Source organism: Burkholderia cepacia ATCC 25416, from assembly GCF_001411495.1.
In the GTDB taxonomy this organism is placed as follows: Bacteria; Pseudomonadota; Gammaproteobacteria; order Burkholderiales; family Burkholderiaceae; genus Burkholderia; species Burkholderia cepacia.
On the sequence record NZ_CP012983.1, the window covers coordinates 49075 to 69249 of the forward strand.

General features: G+C 69.3%; 18 protein-coding genes and 2 pseudogenes. 13 read left to right on the plus strand and 7 right to left on the minus strand.

Annotated elements, in window-relative coordinates; genetic code table 11:
- Nucleotides 1-174 precede the first annotated feature (174 nt).
- The 6 genes and pseudogenes from APZ15_RS32620 to APZ15_RS42785 all read left to right on the plus strand — a co-directional run.
- Nucleotides 175-1671 (plus strand): efflux transporter outer membrane subunit, encoded by a 1497-nt coding sequence (locus APZ15_RS32620; RefSeq protein WP_027792316.1) that lies wholly within the window; start codon nt 175-177, stop codon nt 1669-1671.
- Nucleotides 1668-2741 carry an HlyD family secretion protein gene (locus tag APZ15_RS32625; protein ID WP_027792315.1) on the plus strand — a complete coding sequence of 358 codons (1074 nt, stop codon included), beginning with the start codon at nt 1668-1670 and terminating at the stop codon, nt 2739-2741. Before APZ15_RS32620 ends, APZ15_RS32625 begins: the two co-directional genes overlap by 4 nt.
- Nucleotides 2738-5545 (plus strand): ribosome-associated ATPase/putative transporter RbbA, encoded by a 2808-nt coding sequence (rbbA, locus tag APZ15_RS32630; RefSeq protein ID WP_027792314.1) that lies wholly within the window; start codon nt 2738-2740, stop codon nt 5543-5545. The genes APZ15_RS32625 and rbbA overlap by 4 nt, the downstream gene beginning before the upstream one ends.
- 2 nt (nt 5546-5547) lie before the next feature.
- On the plus strand, nt 5548-6672 hold the full coding sequence (locus APZ15_RS32635; RefSeq protein WP_027792313.1) for an ABC transporter permease: 1125 nt from the start codon (nt 5548-5550) through the stop codon (nt 6670-6672).
- A gap of 182 nt (nt 6673-6854) precedes the next feature.
- On the plus strand, nt 6855-7061 hold the full coding sequence (locus tag APZ15_RS32640; RefSeq protein ID WP_027792312.1) for a DUF2964 family protein: 207 nt from the start codon (nt 6855-6857) through the stop codon (nt 7059-7061).
- Nucleotides 7045-7113: pseudogene (locus APZ15_RS42785) on the plus strand (hypothetical protein); the annotation flags it as partial. The gene APZ15_RS32640 and the pseudogene APZ15_RS42785, both read left to right, overlap by 17 nt.
- A 196-nt stretch (nt 7114-7309) precedes the next feature.
- Here the strand turns inward: APZ15_RS42785 and APZ15_RS32650 are convergent.
- On the minus strand, nt 7310-7756 hold the full coding sequence (locus tag APZ15_RS32650) for a hypothetical protein (protein WP_021163484.1): 447 nt from the start codon (nt 7754-7756) through the stop codon (nt 7310-7312).
- Nucleotides 7757-8042: 286 nt separating this feature from the next.
- Between APZ15_RS32650 and APZ15_RS32655 the strand changes: the two genes are divergently transcribed.
- A complete protein-coding gene (locus APZ15_RS32655) occupies nt 8043-9446 on the plus strand; it encodes an MBL fold metallo-hydrolase RNA specificity domain-containing protein (RefSeq protein WP_027792310.1) in 1404 nt (467 codons plus the stop codon).
- Between the two features lie 125 nt (nt 9447-9571).
- On the opposite strand, the gene APZ15_RS32660 is transcribed toward APZ15_RS32655, so the two are convergent.
- Genes APZ15_RS32660 through APZ15_RS32680 form a run of 5 tightly spaced genes read right to left on the minus strand, consistent with a single transcriptional unit; the run spans nt 9572 to nt 14735 of the window.
- Nucleotides 9572-10612 (minus strand): zinc-dependent alcohol dehydrogenase family protein, encoded by a 1041-nt coding sequence (locus APZ15_RS32660; RefSeq protein ID WP_027792309.1) that lies wholly within the window; start codon nt 10610-10612, stop codon nt 9572-9574.
- A gap of 41 nt (nt 10613-10653) precedes the next feature.
- Nucleotides 10654-11646, minus strand: a complete 993-nt coding sequence (locus APZ15_RS32665; RefSeq protein ID WP_027792308.1) for a bifunctional enoyl-CoA hydratase/phosphate acetyltransferase — start codon at nt 11644-11646, stop codon at nt 10654-10656.
- Nucleotides 11643-13463, minus strand: coding sequence for a PHA/PHB synthase family protein (locus tag APZ15_RS32670; protein ID WP_027792307.1), 1821 nt, complete (start codon nt 13461-13463; stop codon nt 11643-11645). The genes APZ15_RS32665 and APZ15_RS32670 overlap by 4 nt, the downstream gene beginning before the upstream one ends.
- Nucleotides 13460-14206 (minus strand): beta-ketoacyl-ACP reductase, encoded by a 747-nt coding sequence (locus APZ15_RS32675; protein ID WP_027792306.1) that lies wholly within the window; start codon nt 14204-14206, stop codon nt 13460-13462. Before APZ15_RS32675 ends, APZ15_RS32670 begins: the two co-directional genes overlap by 4 nt.
- Nucleotides 14196-14735: a hypothetical protein gene (locus tag APZ15_RS32680; RefSeq protein WP_027792305.1), complete on the minus strand. Its 540-nt coding sequence runs from the start codon at nt 14733-14735 to the stop codon at nt 14196-14198. The genes APZ15_RS32675 and APZ15_RS32680 overlap by 11 nt, the downstream gene beginning before the upstream one ends.
- Nucleotides 14736-14924: 189 nt before the next feature.
- Between APZ15_RS32680 and APZ15_RS32685 the strand changes: the two genes are divergently transcribed.
- The 3 genes from APZ15_RS32685 to APZ15_RS32695 all read left to right on the plus strand — a co-directional run bounded on the left by APZ15_RS32685 (nt 14925) and on the right by APZ15_RS32695 (nt 17343).
- The gene (locus APZ15_RS32685; protein WP_027792304.1) at nt 14925-15764 is read left to right on the plus strand and encodes a universal stress protein; all 840 of its coding nucleotides are present in this window, start codon (nt 14925-14927) and stop codon (nt 15762-15764) included.
- Between the two features lie 245 nt (nt 15765-16009).
- Entirely contained in the window at nt 16010-16513 is a 504-nt protein-coding gene (locus tag APZ15_RS32690; protein WP_027792303.1) for a universal stress protein, read from the plus strand.
- A complete protein-coding gene (locus APZ15_RS32695) occupies nt 16510-17343 on the plus strand; it encodes a universal stress protein (protein WP_027792302.1) in 834 nt (277 codons plus the stop codon). The genes APZ15_RS32690 and APZ15_RS32695 overlap by 4 nt, the downstream gene beginning before the upstream one ends.
- 43 nt (nt 17344-17386) lie before the next feature.
- Here the strand turns inward: APZ15_RS32695 and APZ15_RS32700 are convergent, their stop codons facing one another.
- Nucleotides 17387-17857 (minus strand): universal stress protein, encoded by a 471-nt coding sequence (locus tag APZ15_RS32700; RefSeq protein ID WP_027792301.1) that lies wholly within the window; start codon nt 17855-17857, stop codon nt 17387-17389.
- A 352-nt stretch (nt 17858-18209) separates the two neighbouring features.
- On the opposite strand from APZ15_RS32700, the pseudogene APZ15_RS42835 reads away from it, so the two are divergent.
- From APZ15_RS42835 to fnr, 3 genes and pseudogenes are all read left to right on the plus strand, one after another.
- A pseudogene (locus APZ15_RS42835) lies at nt 18210-18350 on the plus strand (ATP-binding protein); the annotation flags it as partial.
- Nucleotides 18347-18994 carry a response regulator gene (locus tag APZ15_RS32710; protein ID WP_027792299.1) on the plus strand — a complete coding sequence of 216 codons (648 nt, stop codon included), beginning with the start codon at nt 18347-18349 and terminating at the stop codon, nt 18992-18994. The pseudogene APZ15_RS42835 and the gene APZ15_RS32710, both read left to right, overlap by 4 nt.
- A 370-nt stretch (nt 18995-19364) precedes the next feature.
- Nucleotides 19365-20165, plus strand: a complete 801-nt coding sequence (fnr, locus tag APZ15_RS32715) for a fumarate/nitrate reduction transcriptional regulator Fnr (protein WP_027792298.1) — start codon at nt 19365-19367, stop codon at nt 20163-20165.
- Nucleotides 20166-20175 lie beyond the last annotated feature (10 nt).

Here is a 20175-nt window from a genome sequence, read left to right on the forward strand (position 1 = left end):
GGCCCAGGGCCATGTTCCGGCGCGCCTGTCAACCGAAGCACCGCTCGAAACGCATTCCCGCCGAAGTGATGCAGATCAAGGGTAGGAGCGTCAATCGTCGGATATAAGTGAACCCGAAGCGGCGCCGCCACGAGGCGGCGCCACCCCGCGTTTCCGTATTCGCCGAGGCTTTCCATGCGCGCCACCGCGCTTCCCGTCGTGTTCCGCACTGCAGCTTCCCGGTACGGGCGTTTCGTTGCGCTCGCAACGGGTATCGGCCTGCTGTCCGGATGCCTGTCGCTCGCACCGCCGGACCAGCGTCCCGCCGCGCCGATCCCCGCCGCCTTTCCGGATCCGTCGGCCGGCGCCACGCCCGCGGCCGCGCCGGTGCCCGCATGGCGGGACTACTTCGTCGATGCGCGCCTGCGGGCGCTGATCGCGCAGGCGCTGGCCAACAATCGCGACCTGCGCGCGGCCGTCGCGCGCGTCGAACAGGCCCGTGCCGTCTACGGCATCCGCAGCGCGGACCAGTGGCCGACGATCGGCGCCGGCGCGGCCTATGCGCGGTTTCGCGCACCCGGCGGGCTCCTCACGCCCACCCCGTTCATCGGCCAGGCCTACGAGGTGCGGCTGGCCGAGACGCAATGGGAGCTCGATTTCTGGGGCCGCGTGAGCAACCTGAAGGACGCGGCGCTGCAGCGCTATCTCGCGAGCGATGCGGCCCGGCGTGCCGCGACGCTGAGCGTGATCACGTCGGTCGCCAACGCGTACCTGACGCTGTGCGAGTACGACGAGCGCATCGCGCTGACCCGCGCGACGATCGACACGCGCCGCGAGTCGCTGCGGATTTTCCGGCTTCGCCATGCGGCCGGCGCGATCTCGCGCCTCGACCTGACGCAGGCCGAGATCCTGCTGCAGCAAGCGGAATCCCTCGGCGCCCAGTTGCAACAGGCGCGCGCCTCGGCGGCCGATGCACTGGCCCTGCTGGTCGGTGCGCCGCCGGATCTGGCCGGCACGCCGCTCGCGCTCGACGACGCCGCCGTCGCGCCGTCGCTCGCCCCCGGCCTGCCCTCGTCGCTGCTGGCGCAGCGGCCGGACGTGATTGCGGCCGAACACGAACTGCAGGCGTCCCGCGCCAACATCGGCGCGGCGCGCGCCGCGTTCTTTCCGCGCATCGCGCTGACGAGCTCGATCGGCTCGGGCAGCAGCGCGCTGCATGAGTTGCTGACGTCCGGCACCGGCGTCTGGTCGGTGATCCCGAACGTGACGCTGCCGCTGATCGACGGCGGCCGCAACCGCTCGAATCTCGCGCTCGCGCACGCCCAGCACGACGAAGCGCTCGCGCGGTACGAGCGGACGATCCAGAGCGCGTTTCGCGACGTGTCCGACGCGCTTGCGTCCCGCTACTGGCTGGCCGACGAGGTGCGTATCGAGCGCGCCACGCTGGATTCGCAGGCCGAACGGGCCCGCCTCGCGAAGCTGCGCTACGACAGCGGCGCGACCCGCTTCCTCGAGGTGCTCGACGCGCAGCGGGACCTGATGAACGCGGAGCAGCAATGGGTGATGACGCGTCGCGCGCTGTTGTCGAGCCGCGTCGCGCTGTACGGCGCGCTCGGCGGCGCCACGCAAGACGGCGACGCGGCCGCCGCGCGACCGACCAACGAATCGACGAATCCGGATTCCATACGATGAAAACCCTCAAGCGCCCTCTTCTGATCGGGGCAGGCGTCGCCGTGCTCGCGATCGGCATCACGTATTTCGGATGGACGCGCTGGCGTGACGGGCAGGCCGATGCCGGCCTCGTGAGCGGCAACGGCCGCATCGAGGCGACCGAGATCGACGTCGCGACCAAGCTGCCGGGGCGCGTCACCGCGATGCTCGTCGACGAAGGCGACTTCGTGAAGGCCGGGCAGCCGCTCGCGCGCATGGACGTGGTCGTCCTGCAGGCACAGCTCGACGAGGCGCGCGCCCGGGAGGCGCAGGCCGTGAACACGGCGGCGAGCATCGACGCGCAGGTCGCGCAGCGGCGCAGCGACAAGGCGGCGGCCGAGGCCGTCGTCGTCCAGCGGGAAAGCGAACTGGATGCGGCGACGCGGCGGCTCGCGCGCTCCGAAACGCTGTCGCGCGACGGCGCGTCGTCGATGCAGGAACTCGACGACGATCGCGCGCGCGCCGGCAGCCTGCGGGCGACCGTGAATGCCGCGCGCGCGCAGGTGCAGGCAGCCCAGGCCGCGATCGATGCGACCCGGGCCCAACTGGTCGCCGCGCACTCGGCGGTGACGGCCGCGCAGGCGACCGTCGCGCGCGTGCAGGCCGACATCTCGGACAGCGACCTGACCTCGCCGCGCGACGGGCGCGTGCAGTATCGCGTGGCCGAATCGGGCGAGGTGCTGCCAGCCGGCGGCAAGGTGCTCAACGTGGTCGACCTGTCGGACGTCTACATGACGTTCTTCCTGCCCGAGACGGTCGTCGGCCGGGTGCCGCTCGGCGCCGACGTGCGGATCGTGCTCGACGCCGCGCCGGAATACGTGATTCCGGCCCGCGTGTCGTACGTGTCGAGCACCGCGCAGTTCACGCCGAAGACGGTCGAGACGGCCACCGAGCGGCAGAAGCTGATGTTCCGGGTGAAGGCGCGCATCGACCGCGACCTGCTGCAGCGCCACCTGAAGCTCGTGAAGACCGGGCTGCCGGGTGTCGCATGGCTGAAGGTCGATCCGAACGCCGCGTGGCCCGCGCGCCTCGCGATCAAGGTGCCGCAATGAAATCGGCGCTCCCGGCCGATACGGGTGCCGGCGCGACCGAAGCGCCGCCGGCACCCGCGCCGGTCGCACGGCTGTCCGGCGTCTCGCTGCGCTACGGCGACAAGGCCGCGCTCGACGACGTGACGCTCGACATCCCGGCCGGCCGCATGGTCGGGCTGATCGGCCCGGACGGGGTCGGCAAGTCGAGCCTGCTCGCGCTCGTGTCCGGCGCACGCGCGATCCAGCAGGGGCGCGTCTGGGCCCTCGGCGGCGACCTGGCGTCGCGCCGTCATCGCGCGCGCGTGTGCCGGCGCATCGCGTACATGCCGCAGGGCCTGGGCCGGAACCTCTACGCGACGCTGTCCGTCGAGGAAAACCTGCAGTTCTTCGCGCGGCTGTTCGGTCACGATGCGGCGGAGCGGCGCCGCCGGATCGACGCGCTCACGCGCAGCACCGGCCTTCACCCGTTCCTGGATCGCCCCGCCGGCAAACTGTCCGGCGGCATGAAGCAGAAGCTCGGCCTGTGCTGCGCGCTGATCCACGATCCTGATCTGCTGATCCTCGACGAACCGACGACCGGCGTCGATCCGCTGTCGCGCGCCCAGTTCTGGGAACTGATCGCGCGCATCCGGGCCGCCCGCCCGGCGATGAGCGTGCTGGTGGCGACCGCGTACATGGACGAAGCCCGGCGCTTCGACCGGCTGATCGCGATGGATGCCGGGCGGGTGCTGGCGACCGGCAGCCCGGACGAGCTGCTGGCCCGCACCGGGTGCGACACGCTCGAAGGCGCATTCGTCGCGTTGCTCCCGGACGCGCAGCGGCGCGGGCACGAGCCGATCCGGATCGCGCCGTTTCAGCCCGAACCCGCCGCCGGCTACGCGATCGAGGCCGACGGGCTGACGATGCGGTTCGGCGATTTCGTCGCGGTCGATCACGTGAGCCTGCAAATCCGCCGCGGCGAGATCTTCGGCTTCCTCGGCTCCAACGGCTGCGGCAAGTCGACGACGATGAAGATGCTCACGGGCCTGTTGCCGGCCTCCGAAGGCACGGCGACGCTGTTCGGCCAGCCGGTCGCGGCCGACGACATCGACACGCGCCGGCGGGTCGGCTACATGTCGCAGGGGTTTTCGCTGTATGGCGAGCTGACCGTCCGGCAGAACCTCGTGCTGCATGCGCGCCTGTTCGGCGTGCCGGAGGCGGACGTACCGGGGCGGATCGACGAAATGGCCGGGCGCTTCGGACTCACCGGCGTACTCGACGCGTTACCCGAAAGCCTGCCGCTCGGCATGCGGCAGCGGCTGTCGCTCGCGGTCGCGATGGTGCACAAGCCCGAACTGCTGATCCTCGACGAGCCGACGTCGGGTGTCGATCCCGTCGCGCGCGACGACTTCTGGCGGCTGATGATCGAGCTCGCCCGGCAGGATCGCGTGACGATCTTCATCTCGACGCACTTCATGAACGAAGCCGAGCGCTGCGATCGCATCTCGCTGATGCACGCGGGCCGGGTGCTCGCCAGCGCGTCGCCGGGGGAACTCGTGCGCATGCGCGGCGCCGGCACGCTCGAGGAGGCGTTCATCGCGTACCTGACCGACGCGCAGCGTGCGGACAGCGTTCCGATGGACGCCGCGTCCGACGCGGGCTGGCTGAACGCGCCGCCCGAGGCCCCCGCCGCCCGGGCCGGCGCCGCCCGCGCGGCCGCGTGGTTCAGCCCGGCGCGTGCCGGCAGCTACCTGTGGCGGGAAGTGCTGGAGCTGCGGCGCGACCCGCTGCGCGCGACGCTGGCCCTGTTCGGGTCGCTCGTCCTGATGTGCGTCATCAGCATCGGCATCAGTCTCGACGTCGACAACCTGACGTTCGCGGTGCTCGACCGCGACCAGTCGATCCTGAGCCAGGACTATGCGCAGAACCTCGGCGGCTCGCGCTACTTCGTGCCGCGCGCGCCGCTCGCGGACGAGCGCGAGATCGACCGCCGCATGCGCAACGGCCAGCTGTCGCTCGCGATCGAGATTCCGCCCGGGTTCGCGCGGGACGTCGCGCACGGCCGCCGGGTCGAGATCGGCGCGTGGATCGACGGCGCGATGCCGATGCGCGCCGAGACGATCCGCGGCTACGTCGCCGGCATGCACGAGAACTGGCTGCGCGACCAGGCGAAGCGCCGGCTCGGCGCGTCGCTCGCGCCGACCGTCGAGATCGCCGTGCGCTATCGCTACAACCCGGACGTCAAGAGCCTGCCGGCGATGATTCCGGCCATCATGCCGATGCTGCTGCTGATGCTGCCCGCGATGCTGACGGCGCTCGCCGTCGTCCGGGAACGGGAGCTCGGGTCGATCGTCAACCTGTACGTCACGCCCGTCACACGCGCGGAATTCCTGCTCGGCAAGCAGGCGCCCTACGTGATGCTCCCCATGCTGAACTTCCTGCTGATGGTCGTGCTGGCCGACGTCGCGTTCGGCGTGCGGATCAAGGGCAGCTTCTTCACGCTCGCGGCCGCGGTGCTGGTCTTCAACGTGGTGGCCACGGGCATCGGCCTGTTCGCGTCGACGTTCACGCGCAGCCAGATCGCCGCGATCTTCATGACGATCGTCGGCACGCTGATTCCCGTCGTGCAGTTCTCGGGGCTGCTCACGCCGCTGTCGTCGCTGGAAGGCGCCGGCAAGTGGATCGGGGCGGTCTACCCGGCCACCTACATGCTCGCGATCAGCCGCGGCGTCTACAACAAGGCGCTCGGCCTGGGCGACCTGTCGTCGCAGTTCTGGCCGCTGCTCGCGGCGGCGCCGGCCATCCTGGCCATGACCGCCGCCCTGCTGCGCAAACAGGAGCGCTGACCATGTCGCGCCTGCTCGTCATCTTCCGGCTCGGGGTCAAGGAGCTCTGGAGCCTCGCCCGCGACCCGATCCTGCTCGTGCTGATCGTCTACACGTTCAGCGCGTCGATCTACGTCGCGGCCACCGCGCGCCCGGAAACGCTGCACAAGGTGCCGATCGCGATCGTCGACGAAGATGCGTCGCCGCTGTCGGCGCGCATCGCGTCGGCGTTCTTCCCGCCGCAGTTCGCACCGCCGCCGATCGTCGACGCGGCCGCGGCCGATCACGGCCTCGACAACGGCGACTACACGTTCTCGCTCGACATTCCGCCGGATTTCCAGCGCGACGTGCTCGCCGGCCGTCACGCGACGATCCAGCTCAACGTCGACGCGACCCGCATGACGCAGGCCTTTACCGGCGGCGGATACGTGCAGCAGATCGTGTCGGGCGAGATCGACGCATTCGTGCGGCGCTATCGCGGCACGGCGTCGCCGCCCGTCGATCTCGCGATGCGGATGCGCTTCAACCCGAATCTCGACGAAGTGTGGTTCGGCGCGCTGATGGAGCTGATCAACAACGTGACGATGCTGTCGATGATCCTCACCGGGGCCGCGCTGATCCGCGAACGCGAGCACGGCACGATCGAGCATCTGCTCGTGATGCCGGTCACCGCCGCGGAAATCATGCTCGCGAAGGTCTGGTCGATGGGGCTCGTCGTCACGGTGGCGGCCGTCGCGTCGCTGACGCTGGTCGTGGGCGGAGCGCTGCACGTGCCGATTCCGGGCTCCATCCCGCTGTTCGTGGCCGGGATGGCGCTGCACCTGTTCGCGACGACGTCGATGGGGATCTTTCTCGCGACGCTCGTGCGCAGCATGCCGCAGTTCGGGATGTTGCTCGTGCTCGTGCTGCTGCCGCTGCAACTGCTGTCAGGCGGACTGACACCGCGCGAGAGCATGCCGCTCGCCGTGCAGGACATCATGCTGGCCGCGCCGACCACGCATTTCGTCGAACTCGCGCAACGCATCCTGTACCGCGGCGCGGGACTCGATGCGGTCTGGATCCAGTTCGCCGTGCTGTTCGCGATCGGCTGCGCGCTGTTCCTGCTGTCGCTGACCCGCTTTCGCAAGACGATCGCCCAAATGGCGTAACCGGCCCGGCGGGCGGCCGGACGCGCGCGCGGCGGCCCCATTCGTCCGTTGATACAGATCAACCGTGCCGGCACCCTTCACGCGATCATGACGACACGTCCTGTGATAGCCGCGGCGGCCGCGATGGCGGCAGGGCGGCATCGCGCTCACGGCGGCCGGCGGCCGCCTCGCCGGAGAACGTCATGATGCGCCTGCCAAACCGGATCGTTCTTGCCACGCTCGGCGTGTTCACCGCACTCGCGTCGCTGCTGGGCGTCGAGCACGCGATGCTCGCCGGGTCGCCCGTCCTCCCGTACGCGGTCGTCGCGCTGGTGTCGGGCGTCGCTGCTTTCGTCGCACAGTTGGATTCGGCCGCCGGCGAGCGCAGGCGTTGTGCAAGGTGTCGATGACGCGAACTTCGGCGAGAGGCTGCTGATCGTCGGGCCGTCCGGCAGCGGCAAGACGACGCTGCTCGGCGTGATCCCGGGCTACGTGCAGTTGCTGGTCACCGACGTGCAATACCATCAGGCGCGCCTTGCGTGGCTGCAGGCAGTCGCGCAGCGGCTGCAGGACACGGTCGCGTTCTACGTCGCGCTCGGCGGCGGCTGGGGTGACCCGGGCTGAAACGCGGCAGCGCGGTCGTCCGGAGTCGGCCCGTCTATGTGTGCGCCACGATGTCCGGCCGCTGCCAGGGCGGCAACTCGGCCCAGCCGAGCGGGCCGTAGACGGTACCGCCAGCAGCCTCGATCGTCTCGACGAATTCGGCGAGTGTCGCCCCCGCCGGCACGGCCAGCTTCATCGCGTCGACGAATTCCTCGCTGCGCAGCCACGGCACCGCGCCGCCGTTGATCTGCTCGACGCTCCAGTCCTGCCCGTGCCGGCCGGCCTCGGGCGGCAGCAGGCGCGGCGCGTCGAACGCCACGCGCAGCAGCTGTGTGCGCGAATCGCTGTAAGGCGGCTGCGCGACGTCCTGATAGGGCACGTCGGCCCAGCTTTGGCCGCATTGCAGGTCGAGCGGCAGGCACGTAAACCACGCCCAGGGCGCGCGGACGAAGCACAGCCGGTAGCCGGTCCGCGCGCCGTCCAGGTTGGCGATCAGCGTCATGATGGATTCGTCCCTATCGCGTCGAAATCTCGCTGCCTATGGTGTACGGCATATCCGCGGCCCGCGCGGAGGGCGGAATCACGACATCGCCCTCGCGCATGCGACCACTATCGCGCCACCGTCCGGCCCGCGCGTTGATTGACGTCAAACCGTAGCCGCAACGGCTGGAGGACGAACCTCACCTATCCCGGGCACGGATACGGCAAACCCTGATTTCCATCAATCGCTTCACGCGCATCCGCGCTGTAATCGGTTCACTGCTCCCTCGACTCCCGGTGAGGCATCCATGAAACTGACTTTTCTCGGCGCGACCGAAACCGTGACCGGCTCGAAGTACCTGCTCGAGCACGGCAACCGGCGCGTGCTGGTCGATTGCGGCCTGTTCCAGGGCACGAAGAACCTGCGGCTGCGCAACTGGAGCCCGTTGCCGCTCGCGCCCGACACGCTCGACGCGGTCGTGCTCACGCACGCGCATATCGACCATACCGGCTACCTTCCGGTACTGGTGCGCGAAGGATATCGCGGGCCCGTGTACTGCACGGCCGCCACGGCCGAACTCTGCGACATCATGCTGCGCGACAGCGCGCGGCTGCAGGAAGAGGAAGCCGACTTCGCGAACCGCCACGGCTACTCGAAGCATCACCCCGCACAGCCGCTCTACACGCTGGACGACGCGCAGCGCGCGCTGCAACTGCTGAAGCCCGTCGCGTTCGACGAATGCACCGCACTGGGCGGCGGCCTGGCGTTCCGTCTGCTGCCGGCCGGGCACATCCTCGGCGCGGCGAGCGTCGTGATGCACTGGAATCACAAGGTGCTCGCGTTCTCGGGCGACCTCGGCCGCTATCACGACCCGATCATGCAGCCGCCGCTGGCGCCCGCGCATGCGGACTTCCTGGTCGTCGAATCGACGTACGGCGACCGTCTGCATCCGGAATCGGACCCCGAGAACGAACTGGCCGCGCTGTTCGACAAGACTTTCGCGCGCGGCGGCGTCGTGGTGATGCCCTGCTTCACCGTCGGGCGCGCGCAGGAAATCCTGCACTACATCGCGCGGCTGAAGGCGTCCGGCCGCATGGCGCGCGTCCCGGTATATCTCGACAGCCCGATGGCGACGGACGTGACCGAGATCTATCGTCACCATATTCTCGAGCACCGGCTGACGCCGTCCGAAGCGAACGCGCTCGGTCACGCGGCCACGATGATCCGGTCGGTCGAGCAGTCGAAAGCGATCGCCGACCATCATGGCCCGATGGTCATCATCGCCGGCAGCGGGATGGCGACGGGCGGCCGCGTGCTGCATCACCTCAGCCGCTACGCGCCCGATGCGCGCAACACGATCGCGCTGGTCGGCTACCAGGCGGCCGGCACACGCGGCGCGGCGCTGGCCGCGCACGAGCCGACGCTGAAGATTCACGGCGAATACGTGCGCGTGCGCGCGCAGGTCGAGTCGATCACGACGCTCTCCGCGCATGCCGACTACGAGGAGATTCTCCGCTGGCTCGGCACGATGCAGCGCGCGCCGGTGCGGACCTTCGTCACGCACGGCGAACCCGCGGCGGCCGATGCGATGCGGCGGCGTATCGCGGAGCGACTGCACTGGCCGTGCGAGGTGCCGACTTACGCGCAGTGCGTCGATCTCGACGCGGTCGAATCGGGCGACACGCACGAGCCGGCCGCGCTTTCATCCTGACGGCGACGCCGTCGACGCCCGGGCCGGCGCGGCGGGAACCGGACATCGCGCGCCGGGTCCCGTGCTCGCGCGGCGCGGCGCGGCGCGGCGCGGCGCGGCGCGGCGCGGCTATCGGCTATCGGCGATCAACCGACTTCGATGATGACCTTCAGCGCATGGGTTTGCGCCGCGCGGCCGAAGGTGTCGTATGCGCGCTCGACGTCGTCGAGCGAGAACCGGTGCGTGATCAGGCGCGTCGGATCGAGGCGCCCGGCGCGTACGGTCTTCAGCAGCATCGGCGTGCTGACCGTGTCGACGAGCCGCGTCGTGATCGAGATATTGCGATCCCACAGCTTCTCGAGGTGCAGGTCGGCCTTGACCCCGTGCACGCCGACGTTCGCGACCACGCCGCCCGGCGCCACCAGCGAGGTGCACATCTCGAACGTCGCCGGAATGCCGACCGCCTCGATCGCGCAATCCACGCCGACGCCGTCGGTCAGCTTCATGACCTCCGCCACCGGGTCGCCGCTGCGGCCGTCGATGCAATCGGTCGCGCCGAAACGCCGCGCCACCTCGAGCCGGTTGCTGTCCGGGTCGATCATGATGATCCGCGCGGGCGAGTAGAACTGCGCGGTCAGCAACGCCGCCAGCCCGATCGGGCCCGCGCCGACGATCGCGACCGAGCAGCCGGGCTGCACCTTGCCGTTCAGCACGCCGCATTCGAACCCGGTCGGCAGGATGTCGGACAGCATCACGAGCGCGTCCTCGTCCGCGCCCGGCGGAATCCGGTAGAGGCTCGTCTGCGCATGCGGGATGCGCACGTACTCGGCCTGCGTGCCGTCGATCCGGTTGCCGAGGATCCAGCCGCCCGTCGTGCAGTGAGAATAGAGGCCGCGCCGGCAGTACTCGCAGCGGCCGCACGACGAGATGCACGAAATGAGCACGGGGTCGCCCGGCTTCAGTGAATCGACCGCGGCGCCGACCTGCTCGACGATGCCGACGCCCTCATGGCCGAGAATGCGGCCGGGTTCGCACGTCGGTACGTCGCCCTTGAGAATATGCAGATCGGTACCGCAGATCGTCGTGCGCGTCATGCGGACGATCGCATCGGTGGGCGACTGCAGTTCCGGCCTGGGCCGTTCCTCGAGCGCCTTGCGCCCGGGTCCGTGGTAAACGAGTGCTTTCATCGCGGTTCCTCCATCGAAAGAAAGGGTTGCGGGTTCATTCATCAGGACTGCAGGTGATGCCGCCCCTGCGCCAGCACCGTCGCGAGTGCGCACGAAGCGATCCGGACGGCGACGCTGTCGGCACGGCTCGTCAGCACGATCGGTACGCGTGCGCCGACGACGATGCCTGCGCTGACGGCACCCCCGAGGTATTCGAGCTGCTTCGCGAGCAGGTTGCCGGCTTCGATATCGGGAACGACCAGGATGTCGGCGCGGCCGGCTACCGGTGAATCGATCCCCTTGTCGTGCGCCGCCCGCAGCGAAATCGCGTTGTCGAACGCGAGCGGGCCGTCGACGATCGCACCCGTGAGCTGGCCGCGCTCGGCCATCTTCGCGAGCGCGGCCGCATCGAGCGTCGAGCGCATCGCCGGATTGACGGTTTCGACCGCGCACAGCACCGCCACGCGCGGGCAGGCAACGCCCAGCGCATGTGCGACGTCGATCGCGTTCTGCGTGATGGCCGCTTTCTGCGCGAGATCCGGCGCGATGTTCACCGCCGCGTCGGTCAGGATGAACGGGCGCGGATACGCCGGCGCCTCGATCAGGAAACAGTGGGACATGCGCTTGTCGGTGCGCAGGCCCGAACCGGCCGCGACGACCGCGCCCATCAGCTCGTCCGTGTGCAGGCTGCCCTTCATCAGCGCGCCGGCGCGGCCGGCCGCCGCCAGTTCGACCGCGCGGGCCGCCGCCGCATGGCTGTGCGGCACGTCCTCGATCGTCCACTTCGAAAGATCGACACTCGCCTCGTTCGCCACGCGTTGCACCTTGGCGCGCGGCGCGACGATCAGCGGTTCGATCGCCGCCCCCAGGGGTGACGTGCGCAGCGCCGCGAGCGCAACGAGACTGGTCGCGTCACACGGATGCACGACGGCGACGACGAGCGGCGCCGCGTTGCGCGCCCGCGCGATCAGCTCGGGTAATGCGCCGTCCGGGCGTGGCAGCAAGCCGGGCAGGCATGCGTCGTCGAGCCCCTCCGGCGGCGGGTTTTCGCTCATGTTTCGAGTACGTAGGTGCCGGGCGCCGCCGCAAACCCCGCGGCCGGCGTACGGGCCGGCACGTCGCCCGACGAGCGCGCGTGCAGCCAGTCGCGCCAGCAGGTCCACCACGATCCGTCGACCGCCGGCGTGTCGCGTACGAAATCGTGCCGGCTGCGGTAGGCCGCGCCGGGTTCGCGGGTCGCGCATCGATAGTGGCGCCCCGCATGGCCGGGTTCGGACACGATGCCCGCGTTGTGCCCTCCCGATGTCAGCACGAAGGTCAGCGCGTGGTGCGTGAGCAGGTGGAGCTTGTAGACGGAACGCCACGGCGACACGTGATCGCGCTCGGTGCCGACCACGAACGTCGGCACGTCGAGATCCGACAACGCGACCGGCCGCCCGTCGACGCAGTAGCGGCCGGCCGCGAGATCGTTGTCGAGAAAGAGCCGCGTCAGGTATTCCGAATGCATCCGATACGGCATGCGCGTGGTGTCCGCATTCCACGACATCAGGTCGTTGGGCTTCGTGCGCGTGCCGAGCAGGTATTCGCTCATCATCCGCGACCAGATCAGGTCGCGCGCGTTCAGCAGTTCGAACGCGGCGGACATCTGCGCGCCGTCCAGGTAACCCTGCCGCCACATCAGCGCGTCGAGTGCGGACAGTTCGCTCGCGTCGATGAACAGGCCGAGCTCGCCGGGTTCGCTGAAATCGGTCTGGGCCGCCAGCAACGTGACGGAGCGCAGTGCGTCGTGTTGCCGCCCGTCGCGCGTGAGCGCCGCCGCGCCGATCGCCAGCAGCGTGCCGCCCAGGCAATAGCCGACCGCGTGGACCGCTTCGCCGCAGATCGACCGGGCGGCGTCGAGCGTCGCCATGCACCCGTCACGCAGATAATCGTCGAGCCCGACGTCGCGGGCCTCCGCGCCCGGGTTGCGCCACGACACCGCAAACACGGTGTAGCCCGCGTCGACCAGGAAGCGGATCAGCGAGTTGTGCGGCTGCAGATCGAGGATGTAGTACTTCATGATCCACGACGGCACGATCAGGATCGGTTCGCGTGCCACGGCGGGCGTCGTCGGGTCGTATTGCAGCAGCTCGCACAGCGCGTTGCGCCAGACGACGCGGCCCGGCGTGATCGCCACGTCGCGTCCCGGCAGATACGTGCGCGTGTCGCGGGCCCGCGTGCCGCTCGTGCGATCGAGCAACGCGCTCGCGTCGTCCAGCCAGTTCCGGAAGCCTGCCGCGAGATTCGCGCCGCCGCTGCGCATCGTCGCGTCGAGCGCGACCGGATTGGTCGCCAGGAAGTTGCCCGGCGAGCACGCGTCCAGCCATTGACGCGCGACGAACCCGACCAGTTCCTCGTGGTGCCGTTCGACGCCCGGCACGCCGCGCGTTGCGTCGCGCCACCAGCGCTGGATCGACAGGAAACTGTCGCGATACGCGCTGAACGGCCAGCCGGCCCACGCCGGCACGGCGAAGCGCGGATCGGCCTCGCCGGCATGCACGGCAAGGCCGCTCATGTCCGCAGCGTCGGCGTCGCCCTCACGCCGGTTTGCCGCCGGTGCAACGGCGGCCGTGCACGCCTGCGTCGCGAGCTCGAAGCACTTCCCCGGCGACACCGCCAGATGCGCGCCCCAATCGAGCATGGCCAGCGCCAGCGATACGGGTGACAGCCCGAAGGTCATCGCGGCGACGGTCGCATGCGCTGCGCGGTTCCATTGTTCGGCAGGCGAAGTCGTTCCCGCCGGGCATTCGGCGGAACGCGACGCCTGCCCGCCCCGATCCGGCGGCGGATTCGATTCGTGCGTGAACGGTGCACGGATGACGGAGGCTGTCATTGCATGTGCATGCCGCCGTTGACATCGAATTCCGCGCCCGTCGCAAATGCGCCCGCATCGGAACACAGGAAGCCGACGAGCGCGGCGATCTCGTCGGGGCGGCCGAGACGCCCCACCGGGATCTGCGGCAGGATCTTCGTGTCGAGCACTTCCTTCGGCACCGATTCGAGCATCGCCGTATCCAGGTAGCCTGGCGCGACCGTGTTGACCGTCACGCCGTGACGCGCAAGCTCGAGCGCGAGCGCCTTCGTGAAGCCGTGGATGCCGGCCTTCGCGGCCGCATAGTTCGTTTGCCCGTACGCACCTCTCGAACCGTTGACGGACCCGATGTTCACGATCCGCCCGAAGCCCGCGTCGATCATGCCGGGCACGAACGGCTTCGTCATGTTGAACATGCTGTCGAGGTTGGTGCGCAGCACCGCATCCCACATGCCCTTGGTCATCTTCACGAAGGTGGCATCGTGCGTGATGCCGGCGTTGTTGACGAGCACGTCGACGCGCCCGAATTCGGCCAGCACGCGTGCCGCGCAGTGCTGGCACGCATCGTAATCGGCAACGTCGACCTCGTACGCATGAAACGCGCGGCCGGCGTCGCGTTCCTGCGTGAGCCACGTCGCGACGTGGTCGTTGTGTTCGGTGTGCGACACCGCCACCGTCATGCCCGCGTCGTGCAGGCAACGGCTGATCGCGGCGCCAAGGCCGCCCATTCCACCCGTGACGAACGCGACGCGCCTAGCGGACATGATCGTGCTCCCGCGCGGCAAGGTGGTCGTCCGGCAGTCGCATGGCCACCGGCCCGCCGTCGCTCGCGCCGACGGCCTCCGTGATGCCGAGCTCGAACGCCGCCATCCAGTCGCGCCACGGCATGCTGGCCTCGTTGATCACGGCCAGCCGCCCGAGGTCGGGCAGCCAGTCGGTCTGGTAGCGCGCCAGCCCGCCGGGGCCGTATTCGCGCAGCCACGTGCGCCACGCGCCGGCACTCTCGAACTGCCCGCGCATGCAGAGCTCGGTGGCGTCCTGCCAGATCGCGACGGTGGCGACCGTGTAGTCGCGCATCGCCAGCCGGGCCGCTTCACCGAAGGCCGTCCACTCGTTCGTAGCCGTGAGCGCCTGCTGCAGGCCGCGCACGGCGTCGCGGTCCCGTTCGATGCAGCGCCCCGCGAGCGCATGCCATTCCTGCTGCCAGCCTCGGTTCAGCGCGGCCATGCGCAATGCAAGATCGCATCCCGCGCGGCAGGCGTCGTTCGGTGTCGTCAAAGCATGGGCGCTCATCGTGTTCCCTCCTTCGATCCGGTCAACGGGTTCGCATCCGCCTCGTGCCGCCTGCCGGGCATCGGCATGGCGACCGCCTCACTGTGCGGCCGCGGCGCTCGGCTGCCGTTGATCTGAGTCAAGCGCGCGGAAACCCTGCTTCGTAGACTGGATTGCACTGGCGGATCACCCGTCGATGGAGCGATTCCGATGAGCTACAAAAGCATGGTCGTGCACCTCGATACGAGCGCCCGCGCGCATTCGCGCCTCGAGTTCGCGTTGCGTCTCGCCCGGCGCTTCGGTGCGCATCTCACCGGGCTGTTCGCGGTCTACACGCCCGAGCCGTATTCGTTCTACGTGATGGCCGGTTCCGCCGACTATTTCCGCGAGCACCGCGAGCGGCGCGACGAACGGCTCGCCGCGCTGGAGCGCCTGTTCCATGCGGAGACCGCCCGCGCCAAGGTGCCGGCAACCTGGGTTCACGCGGACGAACGCGCGAATCTGGCCGTGCTGCGCGCCGCGCGACTCGCCGATCTCGTGATTGCGGGCCAGAGCGACCCGAACGATCCCGAGACCTTTATCGACGACCAGTTTCCGGAGAACCTGGTGCTGTCCGCCGGCCGCCCGGTGCTGTTCGTGCCGTACACCGGAGAATTTCCGTCGATCGGCGAGCGGGTATTCGTCGCATGGGACGGCAGCCGCGAAGCGGCCCGTGCCGCGCACGACGCGCTCCCGTTTCTCGAGCATGCGAAGCGCACGACCGTCGCCGCCGTGGTCGACGCCGATTCGGAGGCGGCGACCACGCGCATTCCGGCCGCCGATGCCGCGCTGATGCTGGCACGCCACGCGCACGACGTGAACGTGCTCGACATCGGTACCGGCGCCGGCGCGTCGATCGGCGACACGCTGCTGTCACGCGCGTACGAAACGGGTTCCGACCTGCTCGTGATGGGGGCCTACGGCCATCCGCGCTGGCGCGAACTGGTGATGGGCGGCGCCACGCGCACGGTGCTGGGGTCGATGACGCTGCCGGTGCTGATGTCGCACTGAGCCGGCCGATGCGATGCCGCTCGGCACGAGCGATCCCTGTCGCGACATGCCTGCGCGGATCGCGACGTGGATCCGTGTGCAGTTGCCGCACATCACGGTGGGCGCCATTGCCCATCGCGTCGTGCCCGGCGGCACGCGCCGCGGTGCGCGTGCCGCGCGGCAACCGCGCCGCTTGATCCAGATCAGCGCCGTCGGCACGCACGCGCCGATGATGACCTCATCCACATCCGTTCAAGGGAAATGCCATGTACTCGAACATTCTGGTTGCGCTCGACGGCAGCGACACGTCGTCCCGCGCACTCGACGCCGCGCTGACGCTCGCGGCGGAGACGGGTGCGCGGCTGACCCCCGTCTACGTCGTCGATTTCCTGGTGCCGGCCTACGACACGTACGGATACGATCCGTCGATCCTCGTCGATGCCTTCCGCGAGGAGGGGCTGCGCGTCACCGACGACGCGGCGCGACGCCTGAAAGCGCGCGACGTGGCCGGCACGCCGCAGATCTCCAACGTCGAGCCCGCGGGCGAGGACATTCCGCGCCGGATCGTCCGTCTTGCCGACGAAACCGGGGCCGACCTGATCGTGATGGGCACGCACGGCCGGCGCGGCTTTCAGCGCCTCTTCCTCGGCAGCGTGGCCGAGCGCGTGCTGCGCCTGGCCACCTGCCCCATCCTGATGATTCCGGCGAACTGCCCGTCGGAGAAACCCGCCGAAACCGCCGCGGCATCAACCGAAAAGGAGCCGTCATGAGCTACAAGACCCTGCTCGTCCACCTCGACGACAGCGAGCGCTGCGCGACGCGCGTCGGCCTCGCACTCGAACTCGCGGCGCGCTGGAACGCGCATCTGATCGGCCTCTACGTGGTCTGCCAGGACCTGTTCGAGCCGTTGCGGCGGCCCGACGAACCGCTGAAGCTTGCCGTGTACGAGCGGCTGTGCGAGCAGCGCCGCAAGGAAGCCGAGGAAAAATTCCTGACGGTCGCCGAGCGCGCGGGACGCAGCGTCGAATGGCAGGCCCCCGCCGGCGACGCGACCGCCGCCGCCATTCTGCACGCGCGTCACGCCGATCTGCTGGTGCTCGGCCAGGAAGACCCCGACGATCGCATGACCTACGTCGCGCGCCATTTCGTCGAGGATGTCGTGATGGGCAGCGGCCGCCCGGCGATCGTCGTGCCCTATGCGGGCGACGTGCGAACGATCGGCGAGAACGTGCTGATCGGCTGGGACGGCGGGCGCGAAGCCGCCCGCGTGATGGCCGATGCGCTGCCGCTGCTCGCCCGCGCGCGCTTCGTCAACGTCGAGACGGTCGTGCGCGGGCAGCCCGACCCGGACAAGACGCCCGCGGGCGTCGACGTCGCCGCGTATCTCGAACGGCACGGTGTTCGCGCGTCGTTCTCCACGACGCCGCGCGACCGGTCGGTCGGCGTGGGCGCGACGCTGCTGAACCGGGTGACCGACCTGCACGCGGACCTGCTCGTGATGGGTTTGTACAGCCATGCGCGCATGCACGAACGCGTGCTGGGCGGCGCCACACGCACGATCCTCGAGACGATGACGGTGCCGGTGCTGCTGTCTCACTGAGCCGTCGAAAAGGGGGCAGCCGCTTGCGGCCGCCCCCTTTTCGTCACAACACGGCCGCACACGCGCCCTGCCCCTCCCGCACGACCAGCACCGGCCGGTCGGCGGTGCGCACCAGCGATTCGGCGACGCTGCCGAGCAACGCGCGGCGCACGCCGCGCCGCCCGTGCGTGCCCATCACGATCAGCTCCGCGTCGCATTCGGCGGCGGCCCGCGCCAGAACGGACGACACGTCCTCGCCGCACGCGTCGAGCGTGTGTGCCGTGCCGCGGACGCCGCACAGGCGAAACGCGGTCTCCGCGTCCGCCACCGCGATCGCGGCCCTGTCCGCATCCAGCCCCGCCGGGTCGCGCTGGCCGATATAGCCGCTGTCGACGTCGGCCACCCTCGGCGCGTCCGATACCACGCACACGGCGACGATCAGGCCGCCTGAATCGCGGGCGAGCGCGATCGCCTCGTCGAGCGCGAGTCGCGAAGCGCGGCTGCCGTCGAGTGCCGCAAAGATCCGTGCATACATGGAACCTCCCCGTTGCCGTTCGGATTTGACCGGCATGCCAGACCAGTCTGGGCCCGACGCGCATCGTCCGGTTGACGCCGGTCAAGCCCGCACGGAAACAGGCGTACGCATCGGTCCCGATTGGCGAATCCGGACAAAACGCGCACGATTTCGGGCGATATCGCAGTTTCGGCCGGCCCCGCTTCCCGTGCCCCGCGTCCGGCCCGCCGGCCGCCGGCGAAATCCGTCAGGATGAACGGCAATGACAGTCCATGTGCCCGCCTTCAAGGCCGGGCCGTCTCCGCGCAGGGTCCGGCCCGCGCGATCCGCGACCCTCGCCGCGCTGCTGACGCTGGCGCTCGGCCTGGCCACGTCGTTCGGGCTGATCGGCATCCGTGAGCGCGCGCACATGCTCGACGGCACGGTGACGATCGAGAACCGGCCGGGAACGGGATTCACGATTACCGTGGCGTTGCCGCTTCACGCCATCCAGCAAGGAGATGTGCTGTCATGATCAGGGTACTCATCGCCGACGACCATGCCCTCGTCAGGGACGGCCTGCGGCACATCCTGCAGAACGCAAGCGGCTTCGAGGTCGCGGGCGAGGCGTGCGACAGCGCATCCACGATCGCACTCGTACGCGGCACGGCCGCGAACGTGCTGGTGCTCGACCTGTCGATGCCCGGCCGGAACGGCGTCGAACTCATCAAGCAGATCAAGGACGAGAAACCGGCCTTGCATGTCCTCGTGCTGACGATGCACGCCGAGCAGCAATACGCGGTGCGCGCGTTCCGCGCGGGCGCATCCGGCTACATGACCAAGGAGAGCGCGAGCGCCGAGCTGGTCGCGGCGCTGACCAAGATCGCGGCCGGCGGCGTGTATGTCAGCCTGACGATGGCCGAACAGTTTGCGCAGAGCCTGAACGAACCGACCGATCTCCTGCCGCACCAGCGTCTGTCCGACCGTGAATTCGACGTCTTCCGGCGCGTCACCACCGGCGAGTCGATTTCCGAAATCGCGCAGGCGCTCTGCGTCAGCGTCAAGACCGTCAGCACGTACAAGACGCGCATTCTCGAGAAGATGCAAATGCCGAACGACACGGCGCTCGTGCGTTATGCGATGCGCCACAAGCTGTTCGACGACCCGGACGAACTCTGACGGCCGCCAGGCAGCCGGCTGCTTGCGCCGACGATCCCGCTGCCACCGGCCGCGTGGGCGGCAAGATCGCGGCAAGATGCCGCCCCCTTTGTAGGAAACGCCCTACAACGCTTCCACGTGTCCTACCGCATCTTCAATTCCGGCTGATTTCCGTCGAGCGCCGCGCCATCCATACTGCGTATCAAGAAAAACAAGCCAGCGTGCCACCCGGAGCAAAGGCCCCCTCAACCCCGAGACCGGTTTCGGTCTCCTGGCCCGTCCGGTGTGGTTCCCCATCAGGAAGGCGGCAGACACCAAGGCCGCCGGTACGACGGCCAGCGCGATCCTGCCCGACAGCGATTCGCCGCTGGCCCAGGAATTGGAGCCGATCATGCAAAGCCATGCCGATGTTTCGCAGACCATGCCGTTACACCCGTTACACCCGTTACAACCGTCACGTCCGTTCATCCCGCTGCATCCCGTCGAACGGGCGGACCAGCCGAAGCGCGCCGCGTCCCGTTGCTCGACGTGCGCGCTGCGTACCGTGTGCATGCCGCCCGATCTTTCGCCTGACGATTTCGCGCGCGTCGACGCGATGATCTGCACGACGCGGCACGTCAGGCGCGGCGAAACGCTGTTTCGCGCGGGTGACGCATTCAACAGCATCTATGCGGTCAGAACCGGTTCGTTCAAGACCATCGTGATGCATCGCGACGGAGACGAGCAGATCACCGGCTTCCAGATCGTCGGCGAATCGCTCGGGCTCGACGGCGTGCACACCGGGCGGCACAACGGCGACGCAATCGCGCTCGAGGACAGCACCGTCTGCATCATTCCGTTCGGCCAGCTCGAGCAGATGTGCCGCGACGTTCGGCCGATGCAGCATCACGTGTATCAGATGATGAGCGGCGAGATCGTGCGCGAATCCGCGCAGATGCTGCTGCTCGGCACGATGACCGCCGAGCAGCGCGTGGCCGCCTTCCTGCTGAACCTGTCCACGCGCTTCAAGGCGCGCGGCTACTCGGCCGCCGAATTCGTGCTGCGGATGACGCGCGACGAGATCGGCGAGTATCTCGGGATGAAGCTCGAAACGGTCAGCCGCATGATGTCGAAGTTCCAGCGCAAGGGGCTCGTCGCCGCGCAAGGCAAGCAGATCCGCATCGTCGATTCGGACGGCCTCGGGCGCATCTGAGCGCATTGCG